16 protein-coding genes are annotated in these 18,940 nt (G+C 72.1%); 9 read left to right on the top strand and 7 right to left on the bottom strand.

Annotated features, from left to right (window positions below):
- Nucleotides 1-2 precede the first annotated feature (2 nt).
- Complete coding sequence (locus FM051_RS03015; RefSeq protein WP_158840379.1) at nt 3-1,070, bottom strand: polyprenyl synthetase family protein; 1,068 nt, start codon at nt 1,068-1,070, stop codon at nt 3-5.
- Between the two features lie 105 nt (nt 1,071-1,175).
- Here FM051_RS03015 and FM051_RS03010 point away from each other — a divergent pair, with 105 nt between their 5' ends.
- Nucleotides 1,176-2,060: a methylenetetrahydrofolate reductase gene (locus FM051_RS03010; RefSeq protein WP_158840377.1), complete on the top strand. Its 885-nt coding sequence runs from the start codon at nt 1,176-1,178 to the stop codon at nt 2,058-2,060.
- 72 nt (nt 2,061-2,132) lie between these two features.
- Here FM051_RS03010 and FM051_RS03005 read toward each other — a convergent pair whose 3' ends face one another.
- Nucleotides 2,133-2,783: a DUF3153 domain-containing protein gene (locus FM051_RS03005; protein ID WP_158840375.1), complete on the bottom strand. Its 651-nt coding sequence runs from the start codon at nt 2,781-2,783 to the stop codon at nt 2,133-2,135.
- Nucleotides 2,784-2,888: 105 nt separating this feature from the next.
- Here FM051_RS03005 and FM051_RS03000 point away from each other — a divergent pair, with 105 nt between their 5' ends.
- Nucleotides 2,889-4,571 carry a DUF885 domain-containing protein gene (locus tag FM051_RS03000; RefSeq protein ID WP_158840373.1) on the top strand — a complete coding sequence of 561 codons (1,683 nt, stop codon included), beginning with the start codon at nt 2,889-2,891 and terminating at the stop codon, nt 4,569-4,571.
- Between the two features lie 87 nt (nt 4,572-4,658).
- Entirely contained in the window at nt 4,659-5,291 is a 633-nt protein-coding gene (locus FM051_RS02995; protein WP_158840372.1) for a CHAP domain-containing protein, read from the top strand.
- Nucleotides 5,292-5,388: 97 nt separating this feature from the next.
- Here the strand turns inward: FM051_RS02995 and FM051_RS02990 are convergent, their stop codons facing one another.
- Nucleotides 5,389-5,949, bottom strand: a complete 561-nt coding sequence (locus FM051_RS02990) for a GNAT family N-acetyltransferase (RefSeq protein ID WP_158840370.1) — start codon at nt 5,947-5,949, stop codon at nt 5,389-5,391.
- Nucleotides 5,946-6,446 carry a YbaK/EbsC family protein gene (locus FM051_RS02985; protein ID WP_158840368.1) on the bottom strand — a complete coding sequence of 167 codons (501 nt, stop codon included), beginning with the start codon at nt 6,444-6,446 and terminating at the stop codon, nt 5,946-5,948. The genes FM051_RS02990 and FM051_RS02985 overlap by 4 nt, the downstream gene beginning before the upstream one ends.
- Nucleotides 6,447-6,628: 182 nt before the next feature.
- Here FM051_RS02985 and FM051_RS02980 point away from each other — a divergent pair, with 182 nt between their 5' ends.
- Both FM051_RS02980 and FM051_RS02975 read left to right on the top strand, forming a co-directional pair.
- Entirely contained in the window at nt 6,629-7,042 is a 414-nt protein-coding gene (locus FM051_RS02980) for an SAV_6107 family HEPN domain-containing protein (RefSeq protein ID WP_158840366.1), read from the top strand.
- Nucleotides 7,039-7,803, top strand: a complete 765-nt coding sequence (locus tag FM051_RS02975) for a maleylpyruvate isomerase N-terminal domain-containing protein (protein WP_158840364.1) — start codon at nt 7,039-7,041, stop codon at nt 7,801-7,803. Before FM051_RS02980 ends, FM051_RS02975 begins: the two co-directional genes overlap by 4 nt.
- 227 nt (nt 7,804-8,030) lie before the next feature.
- On the opposite strand, the gene FM051_RS02970 is transcribed toward FM051_RS02975, so the two are convergent.
- Complete coding sequence (locus tag FM051_RS02970; protein ID WP_158840362.1) at nt 8,031-9,614, bottom strand: alkaline phosphatase D family protein; 1,584 nt, start codon at nt 9,612-9,614, stop codon at nt 8,031-8,033.
- 22 nt (nt 9,615-9,636) lie between these two features.
- Between FM051_RS02970 and FM051_RS02965 the strand changes: the two genes are divergently transcribed.
- The gene (locus tag FM051_RS02965) at nt 9,637-9,987 is read left to right on the top strand and encodes a VOC family protein (protein ID WP_158840360.1); all 351 of its coding nucleotides are present in this window, start codon (nt 9,637-9,639) and stop codon (nt 9,985-9,987) included.
- A 16-nt stretch (nt 9,988-10,003) separates the two neighbouring features.
- On the opposite strand, the gene FM051_RS02960 is transcribed toward FM051_RS02965, so the two are convergent.
- The gene (locus FM051_RS02960; RefSeq protein WP_158840358.1) at nt 10,004-10,417 is read right to left on the bottom strand and encodes a hypothetical protein; all 414 of its coding nucleotides are present in this window, start codon (nt 10,415-10,417) and stop codon (nt 10,004-10,006) included.
- Between the two features lie 138 nt (nt 10,418-10,555).
- On the opposite strand from FM051_RS02960, the gene FM051_RS02955 reads away from it, so the two are divergent.
- Both FM051_RS02955 and FM051_RS02950 read left to right on the top strand, forming a co-directional pair.
- Nucleotides 10,556-11,200, top strand: coding sequence for a GntR family transcriptional regulator (locus tag FM051_RS02955; protein ID WP_158840356.1), 645 nt, complete (start codon nt 10,556-10,558; stop codon nt 11,198-11,200).
- A gap of 2 nt (nt 11,201-11,202) precedes the next feature.
- Nucleotides 11,203-12,198 carry a 1-aminocyclopropane-1-carboxylate deaminase gene (locus FM051_RS02950; protein WP_158840354.1) on the top strand — a complete coding sequence of 332 codons (996 nt, stop codon included), beginning with the start codon at nt 11,203-11,205 and terminating at the stop codon, nt 12,196-12,198.
- A gap of 171 nt (nt 12,199-12,369) precedes the next feature.
- Here FM051_RS02950 and FM051_RS02945 read toward each other — a convergent pair whose 3' ends face one another.
- Complete coding sequence (locus FM051_RS02945) at nt 12,370-16,914, bottom strand: ATP-dependent helicase (RefSeq protein WP_158840352.1); 4,545 nt, start codon at nt 16,912-16,914, stop codon at nt 12,370-12,372.
- Nucleotides 16,915-16,990: 76 nt separating this feature from the next.
- Here FM051_RS02945 and FM051_RS02940 point away from each other — a divergent pair, with 76 nt between their 5' ends.
- Nucleotides 16,991-18,916 carry an Hsp70 family protein gene (locus FM051_RS02940; protein WP_158840350.1) on the top strand — a complete coding sequence of 642 codons (1,926 nt, stop codon included), beginning with the start codon at nt 16,991-16,993 and terminating at the stop codon, nt 18,914-18,916.
- Nucleotides 18,917-18,940 lie beyond the last annotated feature (24 nt).

Genomic DNA, 18,940 nt, shown 5'->3' with positions numbered 1-18,940 from the left:
CGTCAGGAGGTCCGCTTCGTGGCGCTGATCGCCAGCTCCGCCAGCCGCTCACCGGCCGGTTCGGCGATCGGCGCGCGGTTCAGGGCGGTGAGGGCCGACTCGGTCAGCTCGGCGATCCGCTCCTCGACCGCGTCCACCGCGCCGACCTCGCGCAGCCGGGCGCGCACCTCGTCCACCATGGCCACGTCCAGGTCCGGCTTGCCCAGCGCCTCGTGCAGCACGTCCGCGCCGAACTCCATGCCCAGCGCCACCAGCAGCGTCCGCTTGCCCTCGCGCAGGTCGTCACCCGCGGGCTTGCCGGTCACCGCCGGGTCGCCGAACACGCCGAGCAGGTCGTCGCGCAGCTGGAACGCCACCCCGATGTCGGTGCCGAACGAGCGCAGGCCGTCCACCAGCTCCGGTGAGCCGCCGCCGATCGCCGCGCCCATGTGCAGCGGGCGTTCCACGGTGTACGCGGCGGTCTTGAGCCGGTCGATGCGCAGCGCGGCGTCCGGCGAGCTGTCGCCGCGTGCCTGGGTGAGCACGTCGAGGTACTGGCCGGCCAGCATCTCGGTGCGCATGTCCCGCCACGGCAGGCTCAGCCGCTGGAGGGCGTCGGTGGGCAGGCCGGCCGCGAACAGCATGTCGTCCGCCCAGGCCAGCGCCACGTCGCCGATCAGCACCGACGCGGCCAGCCCGAACCGCTCCGGTTCGCCCAGCCAGCCCTCGGCACGGTGCTTGCGCGCGAACCGGACGTGCACGGTCGGCATGCCCCGGCGGGTTTCCGAAGCGTCCATCAGGTCGTCGTGCACCAGGGCGCAGGCCTGGATCAGCTCCAGCGAGCTGACCGCCGTGAGCACGGCCTCCGCGAGCTCGCCCTCCGGGTCGCCACCCGCGGCCCGCCAGCCCCACCAGGCGAAAGTCGGCCGGATCCGCTTGCCTCCGCCGAGGACGAAGTCGGCCAGCGCGTCGACGGCGCTGGTGAAGTTCTCCTCCATGCGCGCACCCAGTGCCCGGCGGTCGGCCAGATAGCCTGCCAACGCTTCGTCGACGTGCTTGGGCAGTTCGAGGTCCAACGGGTGGGGCGGCACCCGTCTATGGTCACCTCTGCTGCCGGCGACCGCCCAACCGGGGGGTTCGTCTCATCAAGTGAAAGGGCTCTCCCACTGTCCGGACGTACCTCTAGGCTTACCGGCATGACGTCGGTGGTCGAACGCCTGCGCGGGGGCTCCCCCGTGTTCTCCGTCGAGTTCTTCCCGCCCCGCGACGAGGCGGACGAGACCGTGCTCTGGCGCGCGATCCGCGAGCTGGAAGCCTTCGACCCGGCTTTCGTGTCCATCACCTACGGCGCCGGTGGGTCGTCGCGCGACCGGACCATCCGCACCACCGGCCGGGTGGCGCAGGAGACGACCCTGCTGCCGATGGCCCACCTGACCCTGGTCAACCACTCGGTGGCCGAGCTGCGCAACGTGATCGGCTGGTACGCGGCGGTCGGCGTGCGCAACATCCTCGCCGTGCGCGGCGACCCGCCCGGCAACCCGAACGCCGAGTGGGTGCCCCACCCGGAGGGCCTGACCTACGCCGAGGAACTGGTCCGGCTGTGCCGTGAGCTGGGCGACTTCTGCGTCGGCGTCGCGGCGTCACCGTACGGCCACCCCCGGTCGACGAACCTGGACGAGGACACCAAGTACCTGGTGCGGAAGATCCGTGCGGGCGCCGACTTCGCGATCGCGCAGCTGTTCTTCCAGCCGGACGACTTCCTGCGCCTGCGTGACCGGGTGGCCGCGCTGGGTTGCGACACCGTCCTGATCCCCGGCCTCATGCCGTTGACCACGCCGCGGACGTTGGCGAAGACGGAGGAGCTGTCGGGCGCGCCCGTGCCGGATTCGCTCGCCCGGCGGCTGGACCCGTACGTGGACGACCCGGTGGGGTTCCGCAAGGCCGGTATCGACGTGGTGACGGAGATGGGGGAGCGGCTGCTCGCCGAGGGCGTGCCGTGCCTGCACTTCTACACGTTCAACCGGTCGAAGGCGACCCGCGAGATCGTCGGCCGCCTCGGCCTGGTGCCCGCTCGCGCTTGAGGTTGACGGCCTCGGTGTCGTGGTCGGTGAACCGCGACACCGAGGATCACTGCTCGGCGGCGTGGTGGCTATTCAAGCGACTTGGCTGCGGCGGTGGGCGACGATCGCCAGGATCAGCACGATCAGTGCCGCCCCACCGGTCAAGCCGGCGACCAGCATCGTCCACCCGAAGTACGACACCGAGTTCTCACCGGCGTACCGGACCGTCGCCGTCAGCATCGACGCCTGACCGGGTTTCGGGGACCACGCGATGGTCGCGTCGTCCTCTTCTCGCCCGTTCGTGTCGATGATTTCACCCGGGAAGCTGATCTTCACCTGGATGTCGGCGCGTTCCGGCGGCACCTGCGTCAGGTCCACCGAGCCCGACAGCGTCACCAGGTCGCCCGACCGCCGGAACGTCAGCTGGTACCGGCTCGACGAGGCGCTGGTCGCCGCCGACAGCGTCCGCACCTCGTCGAACGTCAACCCGTTGAAGAACAGCTGCGTGCCGACGTAGTCGTCGACCTTGTACGGCTTGGTGGTGACCCGGCTGGCCAGCTCGTTCGGCACCTTCAGCTGCGGGCCGGGGTCGTTGTCCTGGGTCGGCGGCGTGGCGGCGGTGATCTCGCCGGACACCCGGTCGTCCTGGGACAACGCCATGGCGGCGTGCAGCCGGACGCACCCCGTCAGCGAGAACAGCGCGAGGAGGAACACCGGCAGCAGGAGCGCGGAGGCTCTGGACACCAGGTCATCCTGCCGGCAGCGGTCAAAAGTTGACCGGCGGGACACGGTCGTGAGCCTGGCTAATTACCTGTTGGAGGGACACGGCCCGCAGGTAACGTGCGGCGCATGTCAACCTCCTCCTCGGCCGGCGTGCACGGCATCAGCAACCAGTTCGTGGCCGACTACGCGGCAGCGGACCCGTTGACCGCCACGTTCATCGGCAAGCCCGGCTACGACGACCGGCTGACCGACTACTCGCCGGAGGGCCACGCCGCCCGCGAGGAGTTGGCCCGGAGGGCGCTCGCGGCCATCGCCGCGGCCGAGCCCGCGGACAAGTCGGAGGCCGACGCGAAGGCCGTGTTCCAGGAGCGGGTCGGCCTGGACGTCGAGCTGCACGAGGCCGGCCTGGTGGAGGGCGCGCTCAACGTCATCGCCAGCCCCGTGCAGGCGCTGCGCGAGGTGTTCGACCAGATGCCCGCCGAGACCGCCGACGACTGGGCCGTGATCGCCAAGCGGCTCACCGCCGTGCCGGACGCGGTGGCGAACCTGCGCGCGGGCCTCGCCTACTCCGCCGACAAGGGGCGCGTGTCGGCGTTGCGCCAGGTCAGCCGGGTCGCCGAGCAGTGCGACCGGTGGGCGGGCCGTTCGGGCGGCAGGTCGTTCTTCGCCGACCTGATCGCCGAAGCCCCGGCGGACGGCGCGCTGCGCACCGACCTGGAGGCGGGCGCGAAGGCCGCCGCCGAGGCGTACGGGGACCTGGCCGTGTTCCTGCGCGACGACCTCGCGCCCAAGGCCCCGAAGAAGGACGCCGTCGGCGAGGACATCTACCGGCTGCAGTCCCGCTACTTCACCGGCTCCCGCTTCGACCTGGCCGAGGCCTACGAGTGGGGCTGGGCGGAGTTCAGCCGCATCGAGACCGAGATGAAGCAGGTCGCGAACCGGATCAAGTCGGGCTCCACGCTCGCCGAGGCCGCCGCCGCGCTGGACGCCGACCCGCGCTACCTGGTGCACGGCAAGAACGGCCTCCAGTCGTGGATGCAGGAGCTGTCCGACAAGGCGCTGAGGGACGTCCGGGGCGTGCACTTCGAGTTGCCCGACGAGCTGATGAAGCTGGAGTGCCGCATCGCGCCGCCCGGCGGCGGCGTCGGCGCGTACTACACCAGTCCCACGCCGGACTTCACCCGACCCGGCCGCATGTGGTGGTCCGTGCCGGAGGACAAGGAGGAGTTCTCCACCTGGCGCGAGGTCACGACCGTCTACCACGAGGGTGTGCCCGGCCACCACCTCCAGATCGCCACGGCCGTCTACCAGGCGGAGAAGCTGAACGAGTTCCAGCGGCTGCTGTGCTGGGTGTCCGGCCACGGCGAGGGCTGGGCCCTGTACTCCGAGCGGCTGATGCGCGAACTCGGCTACCTCGACGACGACGGCGACCTGCTCGGCATGCTCGACGCGCACCTGTTCCGCGCGGCGCGGGTGATCATCGACATCGGCATGCACCTGGAGTTGGAGATCCCCAAGGGCACCGGCTTCCACGAGGGCGAGCGGTGGACCCCGGACCTCGGCCTGGAGTTCATGCTCACCCGCACCATCACCGACCCGGCGCACGTGCGCGACGAGATCGACCGCTACCTGGGCTGGCCCGGCCAGGCCCCGTCGTACAAGCTGGGCGAGCGGCTGTGGCTGGCGGCCCGCGACGAGGCCCGCGCCCGGCACGGCGACGCGTTCGACCTCAAGATCTTCCACACGCAGGCCTTGGAAATGGGCGCCATGGGGCTGGACACTCTTCGTGAGCGGCTCGCCGAACTCTGACGTGCGCCACCCGGTGACCCCGGCCTCACGCCGAGGTCACCGGGGCCGGTGTTGGATGTGCGGGCGGACAAGGGGCAGGGGGATCTGATGACCAGACGTGTCATGCGGGCCGCACTCGGTGTGGTGCTGGCCGGTGCGCTGCTGATCGGCGGAGCCCCCGGGTACGCGCCGGCCCAACCGGGCGGGGTCGGCGACCAGGCCCAGTGGCGCATCCGGCAGGACATCGTGGACCACGCGCTGCGCGAGGTCGGCGCGCGCGAGACGAACGCCAACTACTACCCGCAGCGGTACCAGGAGATCGGCCAGGGCATCCTGCGCCCGGCCGAGTGGTGCGGCGTGTTCGTCAACTGGGCCTGGACGACCGCGGGCGTGCCCACCCGGCCGTCGATGAGGCCCGCGCCCGGCGCGTCCGTGCTCGACCAGGGGCACTGGGCGACGTACTGGCAGAAGTGGGGCAGGGCCAACGGCCGGTGGAAGGACATCGCCGAGCGCGACGTCGCGCCGGGCGACGCCGTGGTCTACGGCAACTACCCGGACATGCACGCGCACGTCGGCCTGGTGGTCGAGGTCAAGTACGACCGGACCGGCCGGAAGGCGACGCACGTCCGCACCGTCGAGGGCAACTTCGGCGACCGGGTCGTCTACTCGAAGCTGCGCAAGATCGAGGGCCTGAACGCGGGCAAGTACCTCCAGGCGACGGGATTCGTCTCGCCGTTCTAGCCCGGAATTGTCGGACCCCGCCGGTAAAATCAAGACAGGGGTCCCCTGGCGGGGACCCCTGCGAAGCGTGCGGGGTCAGGTGATCGGCCGTGCGGGGTCAGGTGATCGGCAGGGTGCGGCCCAGCACGGCGAACGGCCGCGGGTCGCCGGTGAACTGGTAGTGCCGCAGCACGTCCACGAAACCCGTGCGCCGGTACAGCCGCCAAGCCTTGCTCGGACCCTCCGGAGTGGACAGCAGCACCCGCGAACTCGGCACGCCCTCGAGCAGGTTGCGCAACAGCTGCTCCCCGACACCGCGGCTCTGCGCGCGCGGCAGCACGTGCAGCTCGGTCAGCTCGAAGTAGTCGCGCATCCACTCCTCGACCGCTTTCGGCCCGGCCACCATGGTCAGCCCGTGCCGCACCTGCTCGTGCCACCACTGGCCGACCGAGCCGCGGTAGCCGTAGCCGATGCCGATCAGCTCGTCCTGCTCGCCCAACGCCACCACGCACCGCCAGCCGTCGCGCAGCATGTGCGCCAACCACATGGGCGCGCGCTGCTCGGCCGTGCCGGGCGGGTAGTCCATCGCGCTGACGTAGAGCGCCAGCGCCTCGTCCAGCCGGGAGTTCAACTCCCGCGCGGACAGCGCGACGATCCGCTGCGACGGCGCGGCGGTCACCGGGCGACCTCGGCGGGTGTGCCACCGGTCAGGTCCACCAGACCCGCGTAGGTCGTGGGGTAGACCGCGTGCGGGTGCCCGGCCGCCGCCCACACCACCTCGTACTGCTCCAGCGCCACGTCGACGAACGTGCGGATCGCGGTCGGGTGACCCACCGGCGAGACACCGCCGATCACCTGGCCGGTGTGCTCGCGCACGAAATCGGGTGTGGCCCGTTCGATCGAGTCGGCGCCCGCCAGCGCGGCGAGCTTCGCCGTGTCCGCCCGGTGCGCGCCGGACGTGAGCACGAGCAGTGGCGAGGCGACGCCGTGGCGTACCGCGGCGAACACCAGGCTGTTGGCGATCGCGCCGACCGGCACACCCACCGCCTCGGCCGCCGCGGCGGCGGTGCGGACGGCGTCGGCCAGCACGCGGATCCCGTTCGCCGCGTCGTGGTGTCCCGCTTCGGACAGTGCGGCGGCCACCTTGCGGATGCCGGGGTGGTCGAGTGCGCTCACCCGTCCATAAGACCACGTGCGGTCGGCTTGAGGAGTGCCGGGCCGGCAGGATAGTCTGATCTAGCTCGAACGTTTGTTCGAGCAATGCCTTGGTGGTGGGGCGGGGGAAGCGCCCCACCACCAAGTGCCGCCGTCTCCCCGCGGCGGTCGTCGCTGTCCCGACGCCGCGAGGAGGCCGCGAGATGACTCAGACCTTCCCCCGCCGCATTCCCCTCCCGCTACCACCGGTGTCGGCGGTGACCCTGCTCGCCCAGGCCCGAGAATGCCTGGTCGAGGCCGAACGAGACCCCGCACCGCCCACCCGCTTCGCCACGGCCTACCTGGCCGCGATGCGGGCCGCGGCGGCCGTGCTGGCGGCGAGGGGCCGACCCCACCGGGGCCGCGCCAAGCCGACCAGCGTGTGGGTCCTGCTGCCCCGCCTCGCGCCGGAGTTGCGCGAGTGGGCCGCGTTCTTCGCCGAGTGCTCGGCGACGCGCGCGGCCGTGCAGGCGGGCATCACCCGGCAGGTCACCCAGCGCGCAGCCGACGACCTGGTGCGCCAAGCGGCGCAGTTCACCGAGCTGGTCGACGAGATCATGTACGAGGACGGACTGTGAGCAGGGGACTGGTCGCCTACGACCGCCTGATCGACGTGGTGGAGCACGAAGCCGAGCGCCTGGCGGCGTCGGCCGAAGGACAGCGCCCGGAACGCCAGGTGCCGGCGTGCCCGGGGCTCAACCTCGGGGAGACGGCGCGGCACGTGGGCAGCACGTACCGGATGGTGTCGACGTGGCTGAGGGAAGGCAGCCAACCCCTGGTGTGGCAGCAGGACCCGGAGGTGGGGCAGACGCTGCCCGAGTACGTCCGCTCGGGCGTTCCGCCGTTGGTGCGGGCGCTGCGGGCGCGCGGGCCGGACGACCCGTGCGAGACGTGGTGGCCGGCCGAGCGGAACCACAACTTCTGGGCGCGGCGGTTGGCGCACGAGTCGACCGTGCACCGGATGGACGTGCAGGCGGCGGCCGGGCTGCCGGTCGACACCGTGGACGACGACGTGGCCGAGGACGGCGTGGACGAGATCCTGTCGCTCTGGTTGGGGCACCGGCTGGACATCCTCGGCGTGCGCGGCACCCGTGAGGGCACCGTGGCGATCCGCACGGGGAGCAGGGTGTGGCTGGCGACGACCGGCCCGGACCCGGCGGTGGCGCGGCTGGTCGGGGAGGAGGAGGCGGCGTCGGCTAACGGCGAGGTGAACGGCACGCCGATGCAGGTCTACCGCTGGCTGTGGGGCCGGATCCCGGACCGGGACCTGCCGCCGACGACCGGTGACCACGACGCGATCGCCCAGCTGTGGGCGTTGTTGAGGCTGGCCACCAAGTAGGGGCCGGCCACCGGGTAGACGTGCGTCCGCCGCCGGGCCCGACCTCCACCCGGCGGCGGACGCACCTCGGCCCACCCGGCGGCGACTTGTCCACAGCCGCCCCGCCGGCCGTCGGAATTGTCAGTCCCTTGCGGCAGAATAAAAGCAGGGGTCCCCTGGGGGGTACGCCTGCGAAGCGTCGGCTTGAGCTGAGCCTTCGTCGTTTGGTGTCACAGCGTCGTCTGGTGTCACAGCGCCATGGAAGTCGCTTCGCGCAGGCCGTCGGAGGTCGCGGTTTCCAGGCGGAAGCGGGCTTTCCGGCCCTCGATCTCCAGCACGCCGACCGAGTTGCCGAAGTGCGGTCCGCTGAGCTTGTGCCACGCCACCGGATCCGGCGAGATCCCGCGCCGGTCCGCCCACCGCCGCAGCACCCGCGCGATCGGACGTGACCACGACAGCCGGAACGCGGGCCGGAACACCCACGGCGGCTCGTTGTGCACCGGGGAGCACACGAGTTGGTACACCTTCGCGTCCACCGCCGAGGCGAACGTCGCCCGCGCCGCATAGCTGTGGTGCACGTCCCCGGACAGCACGCACACCGTGCCGGGCCGGTCGTCGGACCGCGAGATCCGCTCCAGCAACCGGGCCAGCCGCTCGAACGACGCCCGGAACGCGGGCCAGTGCTCCAGGTCCCCCGCCTGACGCACCTTCTCCCCGAGCCGCCCCCGCCACCCCGGCAGGTCCGCCAACCTCTCGTTCAACGACTGGAAGTGGCTCAACGCGTGCGGCATCAGCCACGGCAGCGACGAGCCGATCAACAGGTGGTCGAAATCGCCTTGCGCGTTCTGCTCGATCCAGTCGAACTCGCGGTCGCCCACCATCAGCCGCTCCGGTCCGGACAGGATGCGCCCGCTGCGCGTGTCGATCACCAGCAGCCGCACCGGGCCGAAATCGCGCCGGTAGCTCCACCGCGCCGACTTGCCGCCGTCGACCTCGCGATCGGCCTGCTCGGCGAAGTCCTCCAACAACCCCCGCACGTCACCGCCGCTCGACCGCACCTTCTGGTACAGCTCGTCGTGCGCCAACTCGTCCGGCCCGAGGTTGCCCAGGTGCTGGTACACCCAGTACGACGCGAGCCCGGCCCGGATGCGCTCCGGCCACCAGCGCTTGGTCGCCATCTGCTCGCGCCACGTCCGCGAGGTGTTCCAGTCGTCGCGCACGTCGTGGTCGTCGAAGATCATCGACGTCGGCACCACGGACATCAGCCAGCGGATCTCCGGGTCGGTCCACGTCTCGTGGTACAGCTCGGCGTACTCCCGGAACGACACGACCTCGCCCGCCGGCTCCGGTCGGCGCTCCGCCAGCCACTTCGTGATCCGCGGGGTCGGCTCGTCCGCGTAGACCTGGTCTCCCAGCAGCACCAGCGCGTCCGGCCACCGTTCCTGCGGCTGGTCCTTCATCCGCAACGCGTACGCGTCCAGCGCGTCCGGGCCGAGCTTGTCCGGCGTCACGTCCGACTTCGCCGCACGGCACGAGCCGAACAGCAGCCGCCGCACGGGGGTGGTGCGGATGCTGGACGGCGGGAACGGCGGGAACGGCGAGTCCGGCCGCGGCCACACCACGTCACCGTCCAACCGCACGTCGTAGGGCGTGGTGGTGTCGGGCGCGAGGCCTTCGACCACGACCAGGGCGAAGTGCTGTTCACCGACCTGGAACGTCTCGGCGCGGCAGCCCGCGACGGCGACCTCGCACGCGGCGTCGGTCTCGACCCACACCGTCGCCGAGGTGGAGTCGACGTGCCGCAGCACCGGACCAAGAACCAGATCGACCATGGGCAGACGTTACCGTCGGGACATGGCAACGAGGTGGTGTGACGTCGTCGTGGACTCGGCAGATCCGGTCGTGCTCGCCCGGTTCTGGTCCGCGTTGCTGGACAAACCGATCACCGGCGAGGGCGTCGACGAGGTCGACGTGGCGTTCAGCGACGGGCAGGAACTCGTGTTCGTGGCCGTGTCCGACCCGAAGGTGGTGAAGAACCGGGTGCACCTGGACCTGGCGTCTGCGTCCACCGAGGACCAGGCGGCGATCGTGGCGCGGGCCGTGGAGCTGGGCGCGAAGCCGGTCGACATCGGGCAGGGCGACGTGCCGTGGGTGGTGTTGGCCGACCCGGAGGGCAACGAGTTCTGCGTGCTCACGCCCCGTTGACCTCACTCGCGGACTCTCACGGCGATGGGGCCTTGGCGGGCGGTAGGGCGAACCACCGGCGGCTCGCGGGCAGGTACTGCAGGACGATGGCCGCGATGACCAGCGGGAAAAGCCCCAGTCCTGGCACCAGGCCCAGCATGATGAGCCCGATGCGGTTGTCGTGGCCGTGCCGCAGCCCGCTGCCGAGTCGCCAGATCCCAACCGCCGCGACGGTCAACAGTGCGCCGACCGCTGCCCTGATGTCGTTGCCGTACCCGAAAGCCCGCACCGCCTCGAAGCCGTAGGCCAGGGTGAGGAGCACGCCCGTGATGATCCACAGCACTGCCGCGGCGGTGAGCGTCCCCGGACGCGGCAACTGATCTTCCTGGGGAGACGGCGGGGGCATCGGCGCGATTTGGTACGGATCCCGCTCTTCCCGATCCCTCGACATGACGTGCTCCCTCCCCGGTGACCGCTCGGTTTCATGGTCGGGCGCAATGCGTTCACGTTGAGCGTGGTGGCACGAACCGGCCACACATCCCCGGGAAGTCCTGGCGATCTTCCGGGCCGGCGTCTACAGTCTCGCGATATGCAATATATTAGTCGGGCGCTGTTCCGCGACCAGGCGCTGACCGCGATCCGCGAGGCGATCCTGGGCGGCGACCTGGCGCCCGGCGTGCCGATCAAGGACGTGGAACTGGCCGAGCGGCTGGGCCTGTCCCGCACGCCGGTGCGCGAGGCGTTGGCCCGGCTGACCGACGAGGGCCTGGTCGAGACCAAGCCGCACAGCTACACCAGGGTCACCCCGCTGGACACGGTGGCGGTGCGTGACGCGCACGTCGTCATCCAGACCATGCACGCGCTGGCCGCCCGGCTGGCCGTGCCACGCATGGTCGACGCCGACCTGGACGCCATGCGTGCCGCCAACACGGCGTTCGCGCACGCCCTGGACACCGGCGACGTGCCCGGCGCGCTCGCCGCCGACGACGAGTTCCACGGGGTGGCCGTGCGGCGCAGCGACAACTTCGCAGTGGTGGCCACCATCGAGCGCTACACCCCGCTCGTCCGCCGCCTGGAACGGCTGCGGTTCGCCGCGCCGACCGGCCGCCACTCGGTGGCCATGCACGACGAGATCATCACCGCCTGCGCCGCGGCCGACGCCGACCTGGCGGCACGGCTGGTCGGGCGGAACTGGGCGACGTTGGCCGACCTGCTCTCGGTTGAGGAGAACTGACAATGGCACTGGGCGATTTCGCGCGCTACCCGCTGACCTTCGGCCCGTCCCCGGTGCACAAGCTGGAGCGGCTGACCAGGCACCTCGGGGGCGCGCAGGTGTGGGCCAAGCGGGAGGACTGCAACTCCGGGTTGGCCTACGGCGGCAACAAGACCCGCAAGCTGGAGTACCTGGTGGCGGACGCGTTGGCGACGGGGTGCGACACGCTGGTGTCCATCGGCGGCGTGCAGTCCAACCACACCCGCCAGGTGGCCGCGGCGGCGGCGCGGGCCGGGCTGAAGTGCGTGCTGGTGCAGGAGAGCTGGGTCGACTGGCCGGACGCGGTGTACGACCGGGTGGGCAACATCCTGCTCAGCCGGTTGATGGGCGCCGACGTGCGGCTGGTGGAGGCCGACTTCGGCATCGGCGTGAAACCCGCGTGGGAGCAGGCGATCGAGGACGTCCGGGCGTCGGGCGGCAAGCCGTACGCCATCCCGGCGGGCGCGTCGGACCACCCGTTGGGCGGCCTCGGGTTCGCCGGGTGGGCGGCCGAGGTCGAACAGCAGGAGGCCGAGCTGGGGGTGCGGTTCGACACGGTGGTCGTGTGCTCGGTGACCGGCAGCACGCAGGCGGGCATGGTCGCCGGGTTCGCGGGCAGTGGGCGGACGATCATCGGCATCGACGCGTCCGCCGAGCCGTGCGACACCCGTGACCAGGTGCTGCGCATCGCCAAGAACACGGCGGACCTGCTCGGCGTCGAGGTGGCCGACGAGGACGTCCTGCTCGACGACCGGTACCACGAAGGCATCTACGGCGTGCCCGGGGAGTCCACTTTGGAGGCCATGAGGCTGGGCGCGCGGCTGGAGGGCATGATCACCGACCCGGTGTACGAGGGGAAGTCCCTGGCCGGCCTGGTGGACCTGGTCTCCACCGGCGAGATCCCGCGCGACTCCACGGTCCTGTACGCCCACCTGGGCGGCCAACCGGCGTTGAACGCCTACAGCGCCCTGTTCCGCTGAGGCCGGCCGTGAACTCTTCCGTGGTCGCGTGAGACCGGTCCGCCGTGCGCCGCCTCCTTCCAACCCGGCAACGTCAATGGTGTGCGAAAAGTTTCCGGTTGACCTGCTTCTTCGCTCATTTGGGTGATCTTGAGTGTGATCGGTGGTCGTGGCAGCCGCACCGCTCTTCCCTCACGCGCGCAGCCGGAGACCCTTGGGTGTCGCCCGGAAGCCTGCTTCCTGGAGGATGCCTGCCAGCCGTGAGCCCAGCGCCACCTCCCCGTCCGCCCGCTGCACTGCCAGTTGTCCCAACCACCCGTCGCGGACGGCCCGGCTCAGAGCCTGTGCGGCCGCGCGCAACGGCTCTTCCTCCTCGGTGAACGACAGCAGGGACCGGCCGCCCCGCTCCACGTAGAGCGTTGCCTCACCGTCCACCAGGACGACCAGCGCGCCGGACTTGCGGCCTGGGCGGTGTTTGCCCTCACCGGACAGCTCCGGCCACACCAGCGCCGCGCCGTAGGGCTGCGCCGGATCGGCCGCCGCCAGCACCACGGCGTCCGGCGTGCCCACGTGCTCCTGACCCGGCGGCCGGGACGACGCGCGCAGCCGGTCCACCGCACCCCGCGCCGCGAACTGCGCCGCGCCCAACCCCTCGACCACGTACCCGCGCACGACCTGCCCGGACTCCTCCATCGCGCGCAACACCCGGTACACGCCGCTGAACCCGCCGGTCACCCGCTCGGTGTCCAACGCGCCGCGCGTCAGCACGCCGTGCCGCTCCAGGAACGCCTCGGCCCGCGCGTGCGCCCGCCGCGTCGCGTCCGTCGCCGGCACCACGGCCAGCGACCACCGGCCCGCCACCGTCGGCGGCCCGCTGCGGCTCGGCATGTCCGGCCAGCCCGCCCGCATCCGCGCGTAACGACCGCGTGGCGCGGCCCGCCGGGGTTTGTGCGCCGTGCCGCCGCCCGCGACCAGCGCCCGCAGCGGCGACAACGTGTCGTTGGTGACCACGCCGGCCCACACCAGGTCCCACAGCGCGCCGACGACCTCGCCGTCCGTCGTCGGGCCCTGCAACGACACCCGGTCGACCAGCTGCCGGAAGAACAACGCGCCACCGGCCAACGCCTCCACCACGGCGGTGTGCAGCGACGAGTCCGGCATCGCCTCCGGCACCAGGTCCGGCAGCAGCAGGTCGGCCACGTCCGTCGGCGCCAAAGCGATCCAGCCGTCGCCACCGGACAGCGAGCCGCACCCCGTCCACGTCACCTCGCCGGACGCGGTCAGCTCGTCCAGCAGCGCCGGGCTGTAGCCGGGCAGCCGCGCGGGCAGCACCAGCGACTCGACCGCGCTCGCGGGCAGCGGCGCGCCCGCCAACTGCTCGACCACCGAGTACACGTCGTCCACCGTCGGCGCGGACCGCAACCGCCGACCCACCCCGTGCCAGCCCGGCAGGAACCGGCCCAGCGCGGCCGGCTCCACCGGTTCGACCTCGGCCCGCAGCCGGGCCAGCGAGGCCCGCCGCAACCGCCGCAGCACGTCGGCGTCGCAGTACTCGGTGTGCGTTCCTCCCGGCCGCAGCTCACCGCGCACCAGTCGGCCGGTGGCCGCCATCCGCTCCAGCACCCCGGTCACCACCGCGACGCCCAGCCCGAACCGCTCCGCCGCCTCCATCGCGGGGAACGGCCCGTGCGTGCGCGCGTACCGCGACAGCAGGTCGCCCACCGGGTCGGCCACCGGCTCGGTGAACACCTCCGGCACACCCACCGGCAGCGCCACGCCCAACGCGTCCCGCACCCGACCCGCGTCCTCGATCGTGATCACCCGGTCCTGGCCCGCGATGCGCACCCGGATCGCCCGCCGCTGCGCCACCAGGTCCGCCAGCCACTCCGGCCGCACACCCCGTTTCAGCGCTTCCTCCTCGGACAGGTCGCCGAGGAACCGCAGCAGGTCCGCCGCGCCCTCCGCGTCCCGCGCGTGCCGGTCCGGCGCGAGGCGTTGCAGGTTGCGCTCGACCTCCTCGACGACCTCCGGGTCGAGCAGTTCCCGGATCGCCTCGGACCCCAGCAGTTCGGCCAGCAGCGCCGAGTCCAGCGACAGCGCCGCCGCCCGCCGCTCGGCCAGCGGCGCGTCCACCTCGTACAGGAACATCCCGACGTACCCGAACAGCAGGCTCCGCGCGAACGGCGAGGGCGACGGCGTCTCCACCTCCACCACGCGCACCCGCCGTGCCCGGATGTCCGTCATCAGCTCGCGCAGGCCGGGCACGTCGTAGACGTCCTGGAGGACCTCGCGCATCGCCTCCAGGACCACCGGGAAGCTCTCGTACTTCGCCGCCACCGACAGCAGTTGCGCCGCCCGCTGCCGTTGCTGCCACAACGGCGTGCGGCGACGCGGATCACGCCGGGGCAGCAGCAGCGACCGCGCCGCGCACTCCCGGAACCGGGCCGCGAACAGCGCCGACCCGCCCACCTCGGCCACCACGACCTGCTCGACCTCCTCCGGGTCGAGCAGCACGTCGTCCGCACCGGCCACCACCTGCGCGCCGTCCAGGTCGACCGCGTCCGGCAGCCTGATCACGATCCCGTCGTCGGAGTGCGCCGCCTGCACCTCGATACCGCGCCGTTCCCGCAGCCGGGCCGCGATCGCCAACGCCCACGGCGCGTTGACCTGCGCCCCGAACGGCGAGTGCACCACCAGCCGCCAGTCGCCCAGCTCGTCCCGGAACCGCTCCACCAGCACGATCCGGTCGTTGGGCACGTGCCTGGTCGCCTCACGCTGCTCGCCCAGGTACGCCAGCAGGTTCGACGTCGCCCACGCGTCCAACCCGGCCGACGTCGTCCGCTGCCCGGCCTCCTCGTCGTCCAAAGTGGACACCTCGCGGAGGAACTTCCCCAGCGCCCGCCCCAGTTCCAGCGGACGTCCCGGCGCGTCGCCCTTCCAGAACGGCATCCGCGCGGGCTGACCGGGCGCGGGCACCACGATCACCCGGTCGTGGGTGATGTCCTCGACCCGCCACGACGACGTGCCGAGCAGGAACGTGTCGCCCACCCGTGACTCGTAGACCATCTCCTCGTCCAACTCGCCCACCCGCGAGCCGGGACCGCGCTCCGACGGCGGCGTCATCACCGCGAACAGGCCCCGGTCCGGGATCGTGCCGCCCGACGTCACCGCCAGCCGCTGCGAACCCGGCCTGCCGCGCAGCTCACCGGTGATCCGGTCCCACGTGATCCGGGGCCTCAGCTCGCCGAACTCCTCGCTCGGGTACCGGCCCGCGAGCATGTCGAGCACCGCCTGCAGGGCCGATTCCGGCAGCGCGGCGAACGGCGCGGCCCGCCGCACCAGCCCGGCCAGCGCCTCGACCGTCCACGGCTCCATCGCCACCATGGCCACCACGTGCTGCGCCAGCACGTCCAGCGGGTTGCGCGGGTACCGCACGGCCTCGATCGCGCCGTCCCGCATCCGCTCCGCCACCACCGCGCACGACACCAGGTCGCCCCGGAACTTCGGGAACATCACCCCGCGCGACACCGCGCCGACCTGGTGCCCGGCCCGGCCGACCCGCTGCAACCCCGACGCCACCGTCGGCGGCGCCTCCACCTGCACCACCAGGTCGACCGCGCCCATGTCGATGCCCAGCTCCAGCGACGACGTCGCCACCACGCACGGCAGCCGCCCGGACTTCAGCTCCTCCTCGACCACCACCCGCTGCTCGCGCGACATCGAGCCGTGGTGCGCGCGGGCGATCGTGGCGGTGCGCTGGGTGGTGATCCCGGACTGGCCGGGCGCCTCCGCCGGGAACCGCTCCAGCTCCACGGCTTCCTCGGCCAGTTCGTTCAGGCGCGCGGTGAGCCGTTCGGCCAACCGCCGCGAATTGGCGAACACGATCGTCGACCGGTGCTGCCGGACCAGCTCCAGGATCCGCTGCTCCACCGACGGCCAGATCGACGCCCGCTGCTCCGCGCCCGCCGCCGAACCGGACACCTCGCCGGTCGGCTCGCCGAGCACCGACATGTCCTCGACCGGGACCTCGACCCGGACCTCGATCGTCTTGGCCGTCTTCGGCTGCACGACCCGCACCGGCCGCCCACCCGCGAGGAACGCGCTCACCTCCTCGACCGGCCGGACCGTCGCGGACAGCCCGATCCGCTGGGCCGGCTTGTCCAGCAGCGAGTCCAGCCGTTCGAGGGACAGGGCGAGGTGCGCGCCGCGCTTGGTGCCCGCCACCGCGTGCACTTCGTCCACGATCACCGTCTCGACCCCGCGCAACGACTCCCGTGCCGCCGAGGTGAGGATGAGGAACAGCGACTCCGGCGTGGTGACCAGCACGTCCGGCGGGGTCCGGCTGAACGCCCGCCGCGCGTCCGCCGGTGTGTCGCCGGTGCGCATGCCGACCGTGATGTCCGGCTCGGGCAGCGACAGCCGGTGCGAGGCCTGCCGGATACCCGCCAGCGGCGCCCGCAGGTTCCGCTCCACGTCCACCGCCAGCGCCTTCAACGGCGACACGTACAACACCCGACACCGCCGCTTCGGCTCGGCGGGCCTCGGCGTCGACGCCAGCCGGTCCAGCGCCCAGAGGAACGCGGCCAACGTCTTGCCGGACCCCGTCGGCGCGATGACCAACGCGTGCTCACCCGCGGCCGCAGCCTCCCACGCACCCTCCTGCGCCGCCGTGGGCGCGGCGAAGGCCCCGGTGAACCACTGCCGGGTGGCTGGGGAGAAAGCAGCCGAGACGTCCATACGACCATCTTGAACCCGGGGTCCGACATTTTTCGTTTGTGGCACGATCACCCCGTTCGAAACAAAGGGGTGTACTTTGCGCGTCCTGTCCGTTGACCTGGGCACTTCCAACACCGTCGCGGTGCTCTCCGCGCACGGCCGGCCGCCCCGGGTCGTGGAGGTGGACGGTTCGGCCACCATGCCGTCGGCCGTCTACTGCGAAGAGGACGGCACCCTCGTCGTCGGCCGTGACGCCGAGCGCCGCGCCCGCCTCGACCCGGCCCGTTTCGAACCCAACCCCAAGCGCCGCGTGGACGACGGCGTGCTGCTCCTCGGCTCCAACGTCGTCCCCGTCACCGACGCGCTGGCCGCCGTGCTGCGCCGCGTGCTCGACGAGACCAACCGCCAGCTGGGCGGCGAGTCGCTGGACGAGATCCGCCTCACCCACCCCGCGCAGTGGGGCTCTACGCGCCGCAACGTGCTGCTGTCCTCGGCTCGCCTCGCGGGCGTGACCGGCGAGATCGTGCTCGTCCCCGAACCGGTCGCCGCCGCCTCCCACTACGCCTCGCTGGCCGTCGGCCAAGCGCTTGCGGTGTACGACCTGGGCGCGGGCACGTTCGACGTGGCCATCGTCGCGGCCACCCAGAAGGGCTTCACCGTGCTCGCCGAGGACGGTTTGCAGGACCTGGGCGGCCTCGACGTCGACCAGGCCCTCCTCGAACACGTCGGGCGGCAGGTCTCGCACCGCGACCCCGGCGCCTGGCAGCGGCTGCTGCGCCCGGAGTCCACGGCCGACCGCAGAGCCCGGCGCGCGCTCCAGGAGGACGTGCGGGCCGCCAAGGAGTCGTTGTCACGGCACGCGCACACCGAGGTGCCGATGCCGGAGCCGTTCGAGGACGTGCTGGTCAACCGCTCCGACCTGGAAGCGCTGGTCCGGCCGAGCATGATGCGCAGCGTGGAGCTGCTGGAGTCCACGATCCGCTCCACCGGCATGGCGCCCAACCAGCTCGCGGGCATCTACCTGGTCGGCGGCTCCAGCCGAATGCCGCTGGTGGCGACCATGATCGCCGAGCAGGTGCGGATCGTGCCGACGAGCCTGGACCAGCCGGAGACCTCGGTCGCTCTCGGTGCGCACCACGTGCCCAAGGACGGCGTCACGCCCCGCTCCCAGGAGCCGACGAGGCCCAAGGAGCCGGACACGGTCGTCACCAAGCCGGTGAACCCGGCCTCCAGCGGCCGGTACCAGGTGAACCCCGCGGTCAGCGGCGCGCACCAGGTGAACCCGAACGCCAGTGGCCAGTACCAGGTGAACCCGAACGCCAGCGGCCCGTACCAGGTCAACACCCCGAGCGGCGCGTACCAGGTCAACCCGGCGGTCAGCGGGCCGTACCAGGTGGGCTACCCGCAGACCGGGCCGCAGCAGTTCAACTTCCCGACCGTCGGCCCGCGCGCGCAGACCAAGCCGGAGAAGAAGCCCAACCGGACGGTGCTGATCTCCGTCGGCGCGGCCGTGGTGCTCGTGCTGGCCGTGGTCGGCGGGATCTTCGCGTCCGGCGGGCCGGGCGTGCCCACCGCGCAGGACTGCAAGAAGGACACGCAGCAGGACGACAAGGGCTTCACCGAGTGCCTGCGCCGCCTCGCGGGCACGATCCCGGACACCAGCACGTGCAAGGCGGGCGGCACGCCCGGTGTGGGCGGCAACCGCATCAAGGGCACCGTGGTCAGCTGCTCGGTGAAGGACGACTACGCGGTCCAGTACGTGCTCACCGAGACCGTCGTCGGCGCGCAGAACGGCGCGGAGAGCGTCGTGCGGTCGCTCAAGAGCGACGTGGTCGAGGCCCAGTGGGCGGGCAACGGCCTCACCGGCAAGTACCGGGCCGCCGCCGACGGCGGGTTGGGGCTGCTCGTGTTCACCGCGGACAACCTCCCGCTGCTCGGCATCGTGACCAAGAGCGGCGGCGAGGAGCTGACCGCGGACGAGGTCGCGGACTTCTTCGAGAACACCGTCCAGCCCGGTACCTGAACCCGGACGGTGGCTGGTCGGGCC

The sequence above is a fragment of the Saccharothrix deserti genome (assembly GCF_009769385.1).
GTDB lineage: Bacteria > Actinomycetota > Actinomycetes > Mycobacteriales > Pseudonocardiaceae > Actinosynnema > Actinosynnema deserti.
The sequence above is the reverse complement of the archived record's forward strand: the minus strand, read 5'-3'. Positions and strand labels throughout refer to the sequence as shown.